The 16,803-nt window shown below is 51.3% G+C and carries 11 protein-coding genes; 7 read left to right on the top strand and 4 right to left on the bottom strand.

Going from position 1 to position 16,803, the window contains the following annotated elements:
- Positions 1-235 precede the first annotated feature (235 nt).
- The 3 genes from JMW05_RS01330 to katG all read right to left on the bottom strand — a co-directional run bounded on the left by JMW05_RS01330 (position 236) and on the right by katG (position 6,591).
- Positions 236-2,788: a membrane-bound PQQ-dependent dehydrogenase, glucose/quinate/shikimate family gene (locus JMW05_RS01330; RefSeq protein WP_201503632.1), complete on the bottom strand. Its 2,553-nt coding sequence runs from the start codon at positions 2,786-2,788 to the stop codon at positions 236-238.
- 304 nt (positions 2,789-3,092) lie between these two features.
- Positions 3,093-4,022, bottom strand: coding sequence for a LysR substrate-binding domain-containing protein (locus JMW05_RS01325; RefSeq protein WP_201503631.1), 930 nt, complete (start codon positions 4,020-4,022; stop codon positions 3,093-3,095).
- A gap of 376 nt (positions 4,023-4,398) precedes the next feature.
- The gene (katG, locus tag JMW05_RS01320; protein WP_201505470.1) at positions 4,399-6,591 is read right to left on the bottom strand and encodes a catalase/peroxidase HPI; all 2,193 of its coding nucleotides are present in this window, start codon (positions 6,589-6,591) and stop codon (positions 4,399-4,401) included.
- Between the two features lie 636 nt (positions 6,592-7,227).
- Between katG and JMW05_RS01315 the strand changes: the two genes are divergently transcribed.
- The 5 genes from JMW05_RS01315 to JMW05_RS01295 all read left to right on the top strand — a co-directional run bounded on the left by JMW05_RS01315 (position 7,228) and on the right by JMW05_RS01295 (position 13,393).
- The gene (locus JMW05_RS01315; RefSeq protein ID WP_201503630.1) at positions 7,228-8,838 is read left to right on the top strand and encodes an AmpG family muropeptide MFS transporter; all 1,611 of its coding nucleotides are present in this window, start codon (positions 7,228-7,230) and stop codon (positions 8,836-8,838) included.
- 77 nt (positions 8,839-8,915) lie between these two features.
- The gene (gene prmC / locus JMW05_RS01310) at positions 8,916-9,785 is read left to right on the top strand and encodes a peptide chain release factor N(5)-glutamine methyltransferase (RefSeq protein WP_201503629.1); all 870 of its coding nucleotides are present in this window, start codon (positions 8,916-8,918) and stop codon (positions 9,783-9,785) included.
- Between the two features lie 68 nt (positions 9,786-9,853).
- Positions 9,854-10,627, top strand: a complete 774-nt coding sequence (locus JMW05_RS01305; protein ID WP_227691388.1) for a HesA/MoeB/ThiF family protein — start codon at positions 9,854-9,856, stop codon at positions 10,625-10,627.
- Between the two features lie 133 nt (positions 10,628-10,760).
- Positions 10,761-12,086, top strand: coding sequence for an ABC1 kinase family protein (locus tag JMW05_RS01300; RefSeq protein ID WP_201503627.1), 1,326 nt, complete (start codon positions 10,761-10,763; stop codon positions 12,084-12,086).
- 77 nt (positions 12,087-12,163) lie between these two features.
- Complete coding sequence (locus JMW05_RS01295; RefSeq protein WP_201503626.1) at positions 12,164-13,393, top strand: YbfB/YjiJ family MFS transporter; 1,230 nt, start codon at positions 12,164-12,166, stop codon at positions 13,391-13,393.
- Positions 13,394-13,402: 9 nt separating this feature from the next.
- Here JMW05_RS01295 and JMW05_RS01290 read toward each other — a convergent pair whose 3' ends face one another.
- On the bottom strand, positions 13,403-13,891 hold the full coding sequence (locus tag JMW05_RS01290) for an Lrp/AsnC family transcriptional regulator (RefSeq protein WP_201503625.1): 489 nt from the start codon (positions 13,889-13,891) through the stop codon (positions 13,403-13,405).
- Between the two features lie 190 nt (positions 13,892-14,081).
- On the opposite strand from JMW05_RS01290, the gene leuA reads away from it, so the two are divergent.
- Together leuA and JMW05_RS01280 are read left to right on the top strand one after the other, a co-directional pair.
- The gene (gene leuA, locus JMW05_RS01285) at positions 14,082-15,848 is read left to right on the top strand and encodes a 2-isopropylmalate synthase (RefSeq protein ID WP_201503624.1); all 1,767 of its coding nucleotides are present in this window, start codon (positions 14,082-14,084) and stop codon (positions 15,846-15,848) included.
- A gap of 289 nt (positions 15,849-16,137) precedes the next feature.
- Positions 16,138-16,719, top strand: a complete 582-nt coding sequence (locus tag JMW05_RS01280; RefSeq protein ID WP_201503623.1) for a hypothetical protein — start codon at positions 16,138-16,140, stop codon at positions 16,717-16,719.
- The last annotated feature ends 84 nt before the right edge of the window (positions 16,720-16,803 follow it).

Genomic DNA, 16,803 nt, shown 5'->3' with positions numbered 1-16,803 from the left:
TTGTATGATTATTGGCTATAGATATGACCCTGCATGCCGGCAGTTTCAAGCCACGTGCCAGTGACTACTCAGTAACTTTATTATCAATCACCATGTATCGCCGCCACATTGATGAATATTAAGAAGATTCCGCGCATAAAAAAAAGCAGATGCGCTCGGTCATCTGCTTTTTTAGTATCACGTCTATGAGTAGGTTGCCAAACGCTGTTAGTGATGCACAGCGCTTGGCAGCTGGTTACTGCTGGTTTTTAAGCTTGTATGCAACCACGTAATCACCAATCTTCGTGCCGACTGAGCCGTGACCGCCGGCAACCAATACGACCATCTGCTCACCTTTTGAGTTGAGGTAGGTCATTGGCGTGGCTTGTCCGCCTGCAGGGATACGTACATTCCACAGCACATCACCATTTTTTAGGTCATAAGCGCGGAAGTTGTTTTCGGTCGCTGCCGATAAGAACGCTACGCCACCTTTGGTGATGATTGGACCGCCAATACCTGGCACACCCAGCTCAAACTTGAGCGGAAGCGGTGACAAGTCTTGTACGGTACCGTTTTTGCGTTGGTAGGCGATATCACCTGTAGCAAGGTCAGCACCTGCAACTGTGCCCCATGGTGGCTGCTGGCAAGGTACGCCAAGTGGCGATAAGAATGGACCCATCTCGACCGCATATTCCGCGCCTTCATTGGCATTCACGCCATGCTCGCCTTTGTTGGTTTCGGTATCGCCTAGGCTGTCTTTAGGAATCAGCTTAGAGGTAAACGCCAAGTAGGTGGGCATACCGAACATCACGCCATGCTCAGGGTCGACCGCAAGGCTACCCCAGTTAAAGGTACCAAAGTTACCAGGATAGACCAGTGTGCCATTGGTTGATGGTGGCGTGTAGCGACCATCGTAGTTGAGCTTATTGAACTCAATACGGCACATCATTTGGTCAATCAAGCTTGCGCCCCACATGTCTTTTTCAGTCAAATCATCAGGGGTAAAGCTGAGTCCAGAATACGGCTGCATTGGTGCTGCATGTTCGCCTGCGACCAAGTGACCTTGTGGCGCTGGACGCTCTTTAATCGGTACAATCGGCTCGCCTGTTGCGCGGTTAAGCACGTACACATCGCCCTGCTTGGTTGGTACAACCAATGCAGGCTGCTTGCCATCTTTGGTATCTAGATCCAGCAGTGTTGGCTGTGCTGGCGTGTCCATATCCCACAAATCATGGTGTACGAACTGCTGTACCCAGCGCGCTTGCCCTGTTTTTAAGTCCAGTGCGACCACAGAGGTTGAGTACTTCTCTTCTGCGGGCGTGCGGTAGCTACCAAGCTGGTCAGGTACGCGGTTGCCCATTGGGAAGTACGCAAGTCCCAATTCTTCATCGGCACTGGCAATCGACCATGAGTTGGGCGAGCTGGTGCGATAGGTTTGCGTTGGGTCATTGACATCGAGTGGCGCGGTATCTTCAGGCGCACCTGAATCCCAGTTCCATTTTAGCTCGCCTGTGTTGACATCATACGCACGGATGACACCAGAGGGTGAGTTGATATCATAGTTGTCATTGACCGCGCCCGCGACAATAATCACGCCGCCTGCAACGATTGGTGGCGACGTAGAGTAGTAGTAACCCTCTTGTTTAAACGGCATGTTGTGCATAAGGTCAAGCGCACCATCTTCACCAAACTCTGCGCAGCGCTTGCCCGTTTTTGGGTCGAGCGCGTAGAGCTTGGCATCTGATGATGGAATGAATATCTTGGCATCACACTGCATGCTGTCGCTTTCAAAGGTATTGCCTTCGATTTTTTCTACCACCAAGTTTGTACCCGCTGCATTGCGGTTTGCAGCTGTGGTGCTGGTTGCAGCAGTAGCGGTGGCAGTATTGTCAGCTGTAGCACTGACACGGGTAATGTCCGTCGTTGGCGCATTGCCTTGACCTGCATAATATGACACACCTCGGCAGGTCTGGTGCTGGCGCTGCAAGTTTTCGCCGACCTTGGGGTCAAACTTCCACAGCTGCTCGCCAGTATCGGCATCGAGTGCCAATGCCCAGTTGTGCGGCGTACACATGAATAAGGCGTTACCCACTTTAAGTGGCGTTGCCTGATACGTGGTTTCGCCCACATCGTTTGGACCTTTGACGTCGCCTGTTTGGATTTGCCAAGCAAGCTCTAGGTCTTTGACGTTGTCGGTATTGATTTGGTCAAGAGGTGAATAACGCTGACCGTAGTCGGTGCGTCCGTAGGCGCTCCATTCTCCATCAGGCGTGTCTTGTCCAGTCGATAGGGGGTCACCTAGATTTAAGCCGTCATCATTGGCGGCATCGGTCGCGCCTAAATCTAACTGACCCAGTTTGTCCGTGGCATTGTTAGCGATACTGCCAAAGGACAGCAGTCCACCGACCACGACGGTGGCCAACAGACCCCAGTAATACAAAGGGTTTTTGCCACGCGGCTGCGTTGCCGTCGTTGTGGTGCTTTCAGAGAGTTTGCCGCCGTGCATCTTGCGAAACACCCAAGGCAACAGCATGACCAGACCAAAAATTAATGGGAAGCCAACGCGTGTTGCCAGCGCCCACCAATAAAAGCCCGATTCCCAAAGTGCCCAAGCGACAGTAACGACCAAGAACAGCGCATACAGCCCGTAAGCGCTCCAATGGCGTTTGAACAATAAAAAAGCCGCGCCAAGCATCATGATGCCTGCCACGACATAATAGGGACTGCCCCCGAGGGAGAGCAGATAAGCGCCGCCGATCAATAACGGCGCTGCGAAAATTGCCATAACAACGGCAACTATTTTTTCCATGAATGGTACCACCTATTCAGATAACACTATTGGGTGGGTACTAAACAGACGATCACTACTAAACAACAGACAACATCAATCAGCCATCAACACAGCTTAGCATGAGACCATCCTACAATCAGCACACATAAACAATAAACAAAGTAAGATTTAGCTAAGGCTAATGCGTAATATTATCATTTATGCAGGAAAGGGGTAAAGCTAAGTAAACCGAATGCAAACAAACGCACCGCAGGATATACGGTACGTATTGGCATTTTTATGCGATAAATCAGTAATATAAGAAGCGTATTTTGATATGAAATTAATTTGCGAATTGTTGCTGGCATAATTCCATAAATGCGCGTCCGTACTGACGAATCTCCGCATCATCGCGCACTGCCATCCAGCTGGTAAAGCGTCCAAAGTGATCCACAGGAATGGCGGTGAGGTTCTGATAATGGCTGGGCTCAAACGCCATCTCGGCGATGATGCCAATACCAAGACCCAAACCCACATAAGTGCTAATCACGTCCGCATCGAGTGCGGCAAGGACGATATCAGGCTCAAGACCAGCGGCGGTAAAGGTCTTGTCAATCGCGCCGCGCCCTGTGTAGCCGCCATGATAGGTGACGATGGGGTAGCTGGCGAGCGTCGGCAAGTCAATGCTTTCCATACCAGCCAGCTCATGGTCGTTCGGTACAATAATGCGATGTGACCAGTCATAATAACGATAGCAGCGCAAATAGCTGTTGTGCAGCAGCGACTCGGTGGCGATGCCAATATCTGCCTGCCCGCGAATCACCATTTGGGCGATGGTCTCAGGGTCGGCTTGTTGCAAAATCAGATTCACTTTAGGAAAGCGCGCCTTAAACGCCTTGACCACTTGCGGCAGCACATAGCGCGCTTGGGTGTGCGTGGTGGCGATAGTCAGCGTGCCCGTGTTGGGATTATTAAAATCAAGGCTGAGATTTTCAATGGTACGAATTTCAGCAAAGATAGACTCAATATGCGGCATCAATGCCGTACCCATCGGCGTTAGCCCCGTGAGGCGCTTGCCTTGACGGACAAAGACTTCGGTTTTGAGCTGGTTTTCTAAGGCAGCAATGTGCTTGGATAGGCTCGACTGACTGGTATGCAGGACGGTCGCAGCTTGGCTAAGGTTGTAGCCATTAACCACCGTGTGCCAGACGGTTTCTAACTGTTTAAGCTGGATTTGTAGGTGTCTTTGATTGACGACCACATCGATTGCCATAATGCTGTCCTAATATAATAAAGTCGCCATGCCAGTAGCGTGCCATGGCGCTGTGTGTACCTCTTTAACAAACCCTTTGCTGCGTTGGTATCTTATCAATGACGCGCATGTTTCTAACAGGTCTGCTAACAAGCGTTATAAGCGCACAGTGTAAAATAGCGCTCTTATTCTTGCATATACTAAATACTGATTTATTTATATTTATTTAGAATAAGTATATGACGATAGCATATATGTGGCTTTTAACAAGGGCTGATCGTGAGATTTTTTAAAAAAAAGACGCACAAAAACGCCATTACCGTATCAACGATAATGGCGCTACTGCTTTAACAATGAAATAAAGATGCAAAGCAAAAGAAAATGAAGCTACATACGCCTATTGTGCCACATCAAAGCGGTCGGCGTTCATGACCTTGCTCCATGCGGCAACGAAGTCGTGCACGAATTTTTCTTGGTTGTCATCTTGCGCATACAGCTCGGCATAGGCGCGCAAGATGGAGTTTGAGCCAAACACCAAGTCCACACGCGTGGCTTGCCATGCTGCTGCATCACTGCCGCGCTCACGTATCTCGTACACATCGCTATTGCCATCTTTGCCCACAGGCTGCCATGTATAGCGCATGTCGGTGATATTGACAAAAAAGTCATTGCTGAGCACGCCTTTACGCTCGGTCAAGACGCCGTGTGGGCGCTTAGCATAGTTGGTGTCGAGCACGCGCATACCGCCGATGAGCACCACCATTTCAGGCGCGGTCAAGCCCATGAGCTGCGTACGGTCGAGCAGCAGCTCTTCGGGCGCGACCGCATAGTCGTGTTTGAGCCAGTTGCGGTAGCCATCGTGTACAGGCTCAAGGTCGCTAAAGGCATCGGCATCGGTCATGTCTTCTGTCGCATCGCCGCGCCCGCTGGTAAAGGGTACGCTCACCGACACGCCAGCCGCTTCTGCCGCCGCCTCAATCGCGGTATTGCCCGCCAGCACAATCAAATCCGCTAGGCTCACGTCTTTATTATGGCTGCTCTTAAAATCACTTTGAACCTGTGTCAAAGCATCCAATACGCGCTGTAATTGCTCAGGCTCATTGCCTGCCCAGTCTTTTTGCGGGGCAAGGCGGATACGTGCGCCGTTTGCGCCGCCGCGATAATCCGAGCCGCGGTACGTACGTGCGCTGTCCCATGCAGTGATAATTAGCTCACGCGCAGGGATGCCGCTGTCGTTGATGGCAGTTTTGAGCGCGTTGATGTCGTCATCACTCAATGTTGTGTCATTGCTCGGAATCGGGTCTTGCCAAATAAAGTCTTCATTTGGCACGTCCGCGCCCAGATAACGTGACTTGGGTCCCAAATCACGGTGCGTGAGCTTAAACCATGCACGCGCAAAGACCTCTTCAAAGTATTCAGGATTGGCATGGAAATTCTCGGCGATTTCACGATAAATTGGGTCTTTTTTGAGTGCCATGTCCGCATCGGTCATGATGGGGTTGCGGCGCACATTTGGGTCGTGCGCGTCCACAGGACGGTCTTCCTCACTGATGTCCACAGGCTCCCACTGCCACGCGCCCGCTGGGCTTTTGCTCAATTCCCAATCATAGGTGAACAGTAGTTTGAAGTAATCGTGATCCCACTGCGCAGGGTTGGTCGTCCATGCGCCCTCGATGCCACTTGATACCGTATCGCCTGCGCGCCCTGCGCCTTTAGGATTGTGCCAGCCAAAGCCTTGCTGCGCGATATCGGCGGCTTCTGGCTCGTCTTCGATGAGTGACGAGTCGCCATTGCCGTGACATTTACCCACAGTGTGTCCGCCAGCAGTCAATGCGACCGTTTCTTCATCGTCCATGGACATGCGTCCAAAGGTGGTACGCATATCTTGCGCGGTTTTTAGTGGGTCAGGGTTGCCGTCCACGCCTTCAGGGTTGACGTAAATCAAGCCCATCTGCACCGCAGCGAGTGGGTTTTCAAGCGACGTGCGCTCACTGTCGTCCTCATAGCGGTTTTTGGTGGCCGCCAGCCATTCACGCTCAGAGCCCCAATAGATGTCTTTTTCTGGATGCCAAATGTCCTCACGACCACCCGCAAAACCTAAGGTTTTAAAGCCCATCGACTCATACGCCATGTTACCCGCAAGAATCATCAAATCTGCCCATGACAGTTTGTTGCCGTATTTCTTCTTAATCGGCCATAGCAGACGGCGCGCTTTATCAAGGTTGACGTTATCAGGCCAGCTGTTCAGGGGTGCAAAGCGCTGGTTGCCCGTGTTTGAGCCGCCGCGTCCATCGGCACGGCGATAGGTACCCGCTGAGTGCCACGCCATACGAATCATCAAGCCGCCGTAATGTCCCCAGTCGGCAGGCCACCACGATTGCGAATCTTTCATCAAGGCTTTTAGGTCGGCTTTTACGGCTTCTAAATCGAGCGATTTAAACGCCTCAGCATAGTTAAAGTCTGCCCCCATCGGATTGGTCTTTTTGTCTTGCTGATGCAAAATATCGAGGTTCAGGGCGTTTTCCCACCAGTCGGTGCTGCTTGAGGCGTGCGTGGTGTGCGCTTGATGGATAACAGGGCAGCGTCCCATGCTTGGGCGCTCAGGGGTGTGTGCTTGGTCTTCGTTTTCGCTGTGAATGGTTGGACCATGCCCATCGCCTTTATCATAGGCGGTGTTGCTCTCTGGCTGGTCGCTGGTTGCGCCTGAGTGCGGGCAGGTTGCTGGTTTTTGGTTGGTATCGTCTTGTGACATCGTTTGCTCCTTGATTGTTGTAATAAACGGCGGTGCTATAAAACGCTGTGAGGCATATGCTTAATATGGGCATCCACTGCCCATCAAGCGGTATAAAACGAGCATAGCGCAGTTCTTATTATTTAAATAATCAATTTATAAGAACGATAAGTTTTAAATAATTAATAGATATAAGAAAAACAGGTTGTATTTATTATCGATAATTGTCAGTTATAACAGATAATTACGCTGTACTGTAAGGTTTGGATACCTAAAGTTACGATAAAAAAAGATAAGGTGAGCTGGCAGTAATATTTAGCCTAAGCGAATAAAAATAATCGGATAATGACTGGTCACGGCAGGGGTTCTCAAGTACCATAATTGCATTTTGCAGCCTATCTGTATGGGGTGTCGCTGATTGCCACTTGGCAATGATGAGCGATTGCCACGCCAAGGGTGCGCTGCTGTCTGCTATTTAAAAATGAGTGAGTTGCTATGTCTGCCACACCACCCACTTTGTCTAAAGACACCCCAAAAAAATCATGGGGCGAAGCGTTCGCGGCGTATGCCGATCGCCGTTCGATTATTATGCTGCTGTTGGGCTTTTTTGCGGGCATTCCGATTTTGCTGATTTTTTCCAGCTTGTCATTGTGGCTGCGTGAGGCGGGGATTGAGCGTAGCGTCGTCACCTTGTTCAGTTGGGCAGCGCTCGGCTATTCGTTTAAATTTATTTGGGCACCTTTGATTGACGCCGTGCCTGTGCCTATTTTGACGCGTCTGCTTGGGCGTCGCCGCGCTTGGCTCTTGGTCGCGCAGCTGCTGATTATGGCAGCGATTGTCATTATGGCGAGTATTGATCCCATCAATGCTGATGCGCTGACCTATATGGCGGCAGGTGCGGTGCTGCTTGGGTTTTCGTCTGCCACCCAAGATATCGTGATTGATGCCTACCGTATTGAGCTTGCGCCTGTAGAGCTGCAAACGGTGCTCTCAGCGGTCTATAGCGCAGGCTACCGTATCGGTATGATTGTCGCGGGGGCGGGCGCGCTGTATTTGGCGGCGGGCTTTGGCTCGACCGAAGCCAGCTACAGCTACGCGGCATGGCGCAATACCTATTATATTATGGCGGCGATTATGGGCGCGGGCGTGGTCACGACCCTGTGCATCCGTGAGCCGATCAGTACGCAAGTGCGTATCGAGCGCAAACCCAGCGACTATGGGCGTTTGGTCGCGGTGTTTGTGCTGGCGGTGACTGCTTTTGTGTTTACCTTTATTAACTTTGGCAAGCTGTTGCCTGAAACCGACGGCGTCTTGCTCGCCTTTGGGCTTGAGACGGTGCATCTGTTCGTCAGCCTCGCGGTAGGTATCGCGGTGGGCTATGCGTCGGTCATGATTGGTGTGGTACAACGAGAAGTGGCGGTGGCGACGTGGGTCGCGCCGATTGCGGACTTTTTCCGCCGCTATGGCAAAAAAGCCCTGTTGCTTCTGGCGCTGATTGGTCTGTATCGTGTTTCAGACATCGTGGCGGGCGTGATTTCGAACGTCTTTTATCAAGACATGGGCTTTAGCAAAGTCGATATCGCCAATGCGGTGAAGCTGTTCGGCGTGATCATGGTGATTGCAGGCGGCTTTTTGGGCGGCTTGCTGGCGCAGCGGTTGCGTATCATGCAGGCGATGATGGTCGGTGCTATCCTTGCTTGTGTGACCAACTTATTGTTCGTGCTGCTGACGTATCATCCTGGTAGCCTGTCTTATATGTACCTTGCGGTGGTGTTTGATAACCTTGCAGCAGGGCTTGCGAGCGCGGTCTTTATCGCGTTTTTATCGGCATTGACCTCCATCCGCTTTACTGCCGTACAGTATGCGATTTTTTCATCCTTGATGACTTTATTCCCCAAAGTATTTGGCGGCTACTCAGGCTCAATCGTGGACAATATGGGCTATCCGTTCTTCTTTATCTTTACCTTTGCGATTGGTATTCCTGTGCTGTTATTGATTTATTTGGTCGATAAACACATCGTGATTGGTGAAAATGACGACGTGGCGGAGATTGCGAGCAATCCCAATATGAGCCGCACCGACGAGCCGCCCCGCGCTGGCGAGTAAGTGAAGATGGGTAATAAAGTAGCGCTGCGTAACAAAGACCAGCGCGCTAAATGTTTTGATAAGGATACGAACCAGACATGAGCAGCGTCAGAGACATCAAACGCCAAAGCGTAACATGGGCAGAGACGTATCATGTCCCAAGCTTTTGGATGACCGATTGGCTGCTCTACGTCTTAGGACAAGCGCCGCTGTTTTTGATTACCAATGATAATTATGTGCTAAATCATGACGAGCAGGCGCGCTTTGATAAGGGCGTGGTGCAGATACAGGCAGGTACGCCGCTTGCGTATTTAACAGGCACGCAAGCGTTTTGGTCGCTTGATTTTCAGGTCAATGAACACACGCTGATTCCGCGTCCAGATACCGAAGTGCTGGTCGAGCAAGTATTGGCGTGGATGGCGGCAAACCCAACGGCAAATGCTGCGCCACGTCTGTTGGATTTGGGCACAGGCTCAGGCTGTATCGCTATCAGCCTTGCCTATGAGCTACAACAAGCGCAGGGCAACCGCTGGCAAGTCACAGCAGTCGATATGTCAACAGGGGCGCTCGCGGTCGCTAAGCAAAATGCCGCATTAAATAAAGTCACTAATGTGACTTTTGCACAAGGCAGCTGGTACGACGCGCTCGATGACACTGATGCGCGCTTTGAGGTGATTGTGTCCAATCCGCCGTATATCGACGAGGCGGACGCGCACTTGGCGCAGTTGATTGCTGAACCTATCAGCGCGCTGAGTGCGCCCAATCATGGTTTGGCAGATATTGAGCATATCGTTGCTCATGCGCCACAGCATCTGCAAACAGGCGGTCTGCTGGCGATTGAGCACGGCTATGACCAAGGGGTAGCGGTCGCTGACTTGATGCGTGCGTGGGGGTTTAACGACGTGCATACCGTGCAAGACTATGGCGGGCGCGACCGCGTCACCATGGGTCAGTATGTAACGGTATAAAATATACATAAGACAGACGCGCAGCCGCACGCAGAATACATAACAAGATATCAATGCAAGGCACGACTATGACAGAACTGGCGGACGATGAGCTGCTACGCTATGCGCGGCAAATTTTATTAAACGGCTGGGATATGGACGCGCAGCTGCGCCTAAAAGCGGCGCATATCGTCATCGTCGGTGCGGGCGGTTTGGGCTGTCCTGCCTCTGAGACGCTGGCGCGGGCAGGGGTTGGGCGCATCACCTTGATTGATGATGATATGATTGAGGCGAGTAATTTGCAGCGGCAGACGTTGTTTGTGGCGGCAGATATTGGTCAGTCTAAGGCAATGCGTGCTGCCGAGCGCCTAACGGAGATTAACCCTTATATTGCGGCAGTCGGTATCAAAGACCGTTTAAGCGATGACAATGCCGCAGACTTGCTGGATAGCGGTGCGGGCTTGCCTGATTTGCTGCTTGATTGCACCGATAATTTTGCCACGCGTGACAGTATCAACCGCATTAGCTTAGCGCTGAAGATTCCGCTGCTCTCCGCCTCCGCCATTGGCATGACAGGGCAGCTGAGTCTGTTTGAGCCTGCCAAGCAAACAGGCTGCTATCATTGTTTGTTCGGCGCGCCGAGCGATGATGAGGACACGCGCACTTGTGCCAATTCGGGCGTGCTGGCGAGTACCACCACGGTGATGGGCAATTTGCAAGCCAATACCGCGCTGCAATATCTTGGGCTGGGACACAATCCATTAAGCGGCAAACTGCTGCTATGGGATGGGCGCAGCATGCAGCAGCGTATGATGAACTATAAGCCTGACCCCGCGTGCCCTGTCTGTCATCATTCTTCGTAGCAGCAATAAACTACATATCGACAATACGCCACCAGCAATCGCGAGGGTGGCTTTGTGCTATGGTGTCTTTTTTTATCATTTAATTTTAGCGCTTATTTCCTTTTTTATTTATTTTTTATTATGGTGAACAGTTATGCAGCGTCCTCATTTGTTGCGTCATACCTTTAATGTGGTTAACCGCGTGCGCCAGACTGCCAGTGTGGCGGGTCTGTCGGCGCTGCGCGTCGCTAAGGGCGAAAAGCCTGATGCGTATTTGTTAAAAGAGACCTTTGAACAGCTTGGCACGACGTATATCAAAATCGGGCAGTTTATTGCCAGTACGCCGTCTTTGTTCCCGCGTGCTTACGTCGAGGCGTTTCAGGACTGCCTTGACCAGACGACGCCGTTGTCATACAGCTATATCGAGCGGGTGCTCAAAGAAGAGCTGGAAGTCGATGGTCAGCGTTTGGATGACTTGTTTGCGGATATTGACCCCACGCCGCTCGCGTCTGCCTCCATCGCGCAGGTGCATGCTGCCCGTTTGCACAATGGTGATGACGTGGTGCTCAAGGTGCAAAAGCCCAATGTCGAAACCATCATGCAAACCGACCTTGGCGTGCTGCACGCGGTGACCAAGCTGCTCGAAGTCATGATGCCGTCGATGAAGTTTGCCAGTATCGCGCCCATCATTGATGAGATTCGCTTGCGTATGCTTGCGGAGACGGACTTTATTAGTGAATCCAAAAACATTGCCGACTTTCAGCAGTTTTTGGCAATGTCGGGCAATAACAAAGTGGTCGCGCCAAAGGTGTATGATGCCTTGACCACCAAGCGCGTACTGACCATGAGCCGTCTGTATGGTGTGTCGATGGTGGATACCCATGCCATGCGCCAGTATTGTGACGACCCTGCGCAGGTGATGACCGACACGCTGAACACGTGGTTTGCCAGCCTGATGCTGTGCAACAGCTTTCACGCCGATTTGCACGCGGGCAATCTGATGCTGCTTACCGATGGGCGCATTGGCTTTTTGGATTTTGGCATTGTCGGACAGCTGAAAGCCGAAAGCTGGCGCGCGTGCTTGACCATGGTGCAAGCGCTGCAAGACAACAACTATCCTGTGATGGCGCAAGCGATGGTCGATATGGAAATGACCCATGCCCGTCATGAGGTCAATATTAAGGCATTGACTGCCGATTTAGAGCGCATGATGCAGTCGATTATGGCAGAAGACCGCGCCTTTACCAGCGGTGTGCCCTTTAACAGTAAAGAGCAAGCGGACGAGCTGAACAAGATGATGCTGGAGATTGTCTTTATCGGTAAAGCGCACGGCATTCATTTCCCGCGTGACTTTGCGCTCTTGACCAAGCAGCTGCTGTACTTTGATCGCTTTATGCGCACCCTAGCGCCAGATATGGATATGTTTAGTGATGGGCGCGTCCAGATGCTGGGGCAGGATGCAGGCAGCCAAGCGCTATAACCGCGCGCATTATTGGCGTATGATGGGACATCTTTAGCGCAGCATTGTCTGCTGTGCCACTGTCCCTAGGTCATACTATGCGCTTTATTCGTCACTTTCGCATTACCAATGAGCTTGCCACCGCGTGGGTTGGGCTGTACGCTTTGACGGTGGTGATTGGTTTTGGGCGCTTTTTATTCACCGCAACCTTGCCTGATGTGATGCAGCAGCTGTCGATGTCTACCGCGACGGCGGGATTTTTGGCATCCATGAATTATATTGGCTATTTTATTGGCGCGTTTGTGGCGATGTTCGTGCCGCAGCGCCTGACGTGGTCAATGCTAATGGCGTGGGCGGTGGTCAGCGTACTGACTACTATGCTCCTGTTTGTGCCCAATATGCCGCTTGAGGCATGGTACGTCATCCGTTTGCTGGCAGGTGTGGCGAGCGGTCTTGCGATGATTTTCAGCTCGACGCTGGTGATTCAAAGCTTTAGTGCGGCGCGGCGCTCGGTGCTCTCGACCCTGCATTATGCGGGTATCGGTGTCGGTATCAGCGCGTCTGCGCTATTGACGTGGCAGCTGCTGCATATCGGTCAGCATTTCGATGTGATTTGGCTGAGCGCTGGTGTGCTGAGCTTGCCTTTGCTGCTACTCATTTATGCCATCCGTCCACTTACAGATGATGCGACATCACCGCGCCCGCGTTTTTCTGTCATGCAAACCTATTATAATTTTAAACGCGCGCTGTATCAGGCGAGCGTCGGGCATGGGCGTGCGATTGCGCTACTCGCGCTCAGCTATACTTTGGCGGGCTTTGGCTACATCACGTCGGCGACCTTTTTGCCTGTGATGGCAGCGCAAAGGCTGGAGAACGCACAGAGCGCAGGGCTGATGATTTGGCTGGTGGTTGGTATTTTTGCCATGCTGTCCAACCCTGTGTGGGGCGCGTTGGCAAAGCGCATTGGCGAGACCAAAACCTTGATGGGGCTGACCGCCATTCAGGCGCTCGGCATGTTTTTGCCCTTATGGTTGCCTGATGCGGTAGGTCTGTATACCAATGCGGTAATTTTGGGGCTGACTTTCGCAGGTATCGTGTCGATGACCTTGATTATTATCAAAAATATCAACCCTGAGTATTCCAATCTGCTGATGGGCTTGGCGACTGTATCCTATGCGTTTGGGCAGTTTGTCGGTCCCTTGGTCACCGTTGCCTTGGCGGGCGCGGCTGACAACTTTGACGCAGGGCTGCTTGCAGCAGGATTTGCCCTTATTGTGAGTTTATTGCTGGTCATTGGGTTTTGGCGGGTATCTATCCGCACCGCCTAAGCGCAATGCTTACACCACGCTGCGGTTAAACACCTCGCGCAGCTCAAAGCTGGTATGCACTTGCGCCACGCCTTCAATACGGTTTAAGCGGTGCAATAAAAACTCCTCATAATGCGCCATATCGCGCACGCGTACCTTTATCAAATAATCCTCGCTACGTCCTGTGACGATGCTACAGCTGATGACCTCATCAAAGCTCTGAATACGCGCCTCAAACTGCGCAAAGCGCTCGGCGGTGTGCCTGTCCATACTGATGGCAATAAAAATCGCTAAGGGATAGCCCAGTTTTTCAGCATCGGTCTGGGTGTGATAGCCTTTAATGATGCCCAGCTCTTCTAGGCGCTTGACGCGGCGGGCGCAAGGCGTCGCGGACAGATGCACGCGCTCGGCAAGCTCAGTGATACTGATGCGCGCATCGTTTTGTAACAGACGCAGTAGCGCTTTGTCGGTCGCGTCAATATCGGGTAGGAGCTGGTTGTTTTTAATAGATGTTGGCATAAGAAAAGCAGAATTGAAGTGATTTTCGCTCATAATAAGTCAATAAGTAGAAATATTCACTCATTTTTAGCAAATTTATCTTACATAAAGCCGATTTTCACTGGACAATATTTGCTATGATAATCACTCATACAACAACAACCTAAAAACACGCGCTTTTTTAGCGTTATCGATTGAGTAAGGATCTGTCATGTCTCAGAATGCTGCCAAAATCACGCCAAAGCACGTCGCTTTCGACTACCGCAAATACCGTCCGTTCGCATTTGCGCCAAAGCTTACCGACCGCACGTGGCCGAGCAAGACCATCACCAAAGCCCCGATTTGGGCGAGTGTGGATCTGCGTGATGGCAATCAGGCACTGATTGATCCAATGACCATCGAACAAAAAATGCGTTTCTTTAAAACCTTGGTCGAAGTGGGCTTTAAAGAGATTGAAATCGGTTTTCCGTCAGCGGCGCAGGTTGAGTTTGATTTCACCCGCAAATTGATTGAAGAAAATCATGTGCCTGAAGACGTGACCCTGCAAGTCTTGGTACAAGCGCGTGAGCACTTAATCGCCCGTACCTTTGAATCACTAAAAGGCGCAAAGCGCGCGGTTGTCCACGTCTATAACTCAACCAGCCGTGTCCAGCGCGATAAGGTTTATGGCAAAAGCTTGGACGACATCAAAGACATCGCGGTGACAGGTGCAACGCTATTAAAAACTTATGCCGCTAAATATCCAGAGACCGAGTGGGTGTTCCAGTACTCGCCTGAGAGCTTTAGCCAGACTGAAACCGACTATGCGATTGAGGTGTGCAACGCCGTTTGTGACGTGTGGCAGCCGCAACATGGGCAAGAGGTCATCATCAACTTGCCTGCGACCGTCGAAGCCTCGATGCCCAATGTCTTTGCTGACCAAGTCGAATACTTTTGTCGCAATATTGCCAATCGTGAGCACATCATTGTCAGCTTGCACACCCACAACGACCGTGGCTGCGCGATTGCCGCCGCTGAGCTTGGCGTATTGGCGGGTGCAGATCGTATCGAGGGCACGCTACTTGGTAACGGCGAGCGCACAGGCAACATGGACATCATGGTCATGGCGATGAACCTATTTAGCCAAGGTATCGACCCTGAGCTTGATTTTAGCAACATGAGCGAGATTGTGCAGGTGGTCAGCGAGTGCAACAACTTGCCATTGCATCCGCGCCATCCATACGTGGGCGAATTAGTATTCACTGCCTTTAGTGGCTCGCACCAAGATGCGATTAAAAAATCATTGGACTACAACGAAAAGCACCGCGACGAGACCGACAATGTCTGGGACGTGGCGTACTTGCCAATCGACCCTGCGCACATCGGACGCAGCTATCAGGACGTGGTGCGTATCAACAGCCAGTCAGGCAAAGGCGGCGTGGCGTATATCTTGCAGCGCAACTACGGCTTTAACTTGCCGCGCTGGATGCAAATTGACTTTAGCCGCGTAGTGCAAAACCGTGCTGAAGCGGCCGCCCGTGAGCTACAGAACGATGAGATTTTAGACGCCTTTGAATCCACCTACTTACAGCAAGATCGCTTTGAATTGTTAGATTACACGGTTAACAATAAAGGCGGCGAGGTGTATTTTGAAGGTCAAGTGCAAGTGGATGAAGAGACCATCAGTATCGCAGGCACAGGTAATGGTCCGCTATCGTCATTCATTGATGGCTTGAGCGCGCATACAGGCAAGGCGCTACATATCATCAACTATGCAGAACATGCGATTAACCCGCAGCACCGCACCATTGATGGTATTGATGACGACAGCAGCAAAGACAATAAGACCAACGCCAATGCTGCCGCCTATATTCAGCTCAATGTCGATGGCGAGGTTTACTCAGGTATCGGCACGTGCAGCAGTACGGTATCAGCGATGCTAAAAGGCGCATTGTCAGCGTTGGCTCAAGCCACGCAAAAGGATGCCGAAGCTGCATAAAAAAGCACTGACATAAAGTAGCCGACCATGCTTTAGTGATGCTAAGGCATGGTTTTTTATCGTTTAAGGCAGGTGAAATAAGCGCTGCTAGCATGCTGCCGCTGTCTTTATAAGCGCAGTAATAGCATATTGTTACTTGTGTTTTTCACAGTGACGATTTAGGCTAAATCATACCAAACTTTTTAATACGATAAATATTGCGTATCACTTGTGTGCTGTGTGGCACATGTTTTGAGGAATCAGGCGGTATATCGCCCCGAATGTAGACAATAATAATATAAGGTTAATTATGGAACCCCTTTCTATTGCTTCTGTGACCCTAGCGTCCATCTTGGCGTCACTGCCGGCGGACAATGAGCAGGTCAGTCAGTCAGTCATCACCACCCACATCAGCCCTGCGATTGCTGGTCAATGGGAGCTTGATTTGCCGCGTACCGCCAAGATGGGCGATGCGGTACAAGAAAAGCTTTCATCCGCCGAGACTGAAACCGAAAGCGAGTCTGGCGCACAGCTGTCTGAGCGCCGCAGCTATGCTACGATTGGTGATACCAAAGCCACCGTACTGCCCGTCACGGTCAAAGACCAGTGCCGCGAGCTGTATAACTTTGCTGCCGATAACGAGATGTGGTCGGTGAGTGGTAAAGAATGGACCTACGGTCGATATCTGGTTACCCATCCTGACGAAGGATTGCCGCTTATCGCTATCCAGACCGTCTATGACAATAACGAAATGGACTGCTCAGGCAATCAGGTGGATCAAAAAGGCGAGGCGGTCATCGCGTATCTCAAGCATACCGACAATCAAATGCAGTGGTGTGCCGATGCCGAAGGCACAGATTGCTTTATGCATTTTGAGCGGATATTGCCATAACAGCGCTGGTTATCGACACACAGATAAAGACTGTGTTTCAATAATGTTTATCAGTAAGCGTCTGTTTAGTATAAATGATGCGCT

Source organism: Psychrobacter aestuarii (assembly GCF_904846035.1).
Lineage (GTDB): Bacteria > Pseudomonadota > Gammaproteobacteria > Pseudomonadales > Moraxellaceae > Psychrobacter > Psychrobacter aestuarii.
Note: the sequence above shows the minus strand (reverse complement) of the source record. Positions and strands in the feature narration are given on the sequence as shown.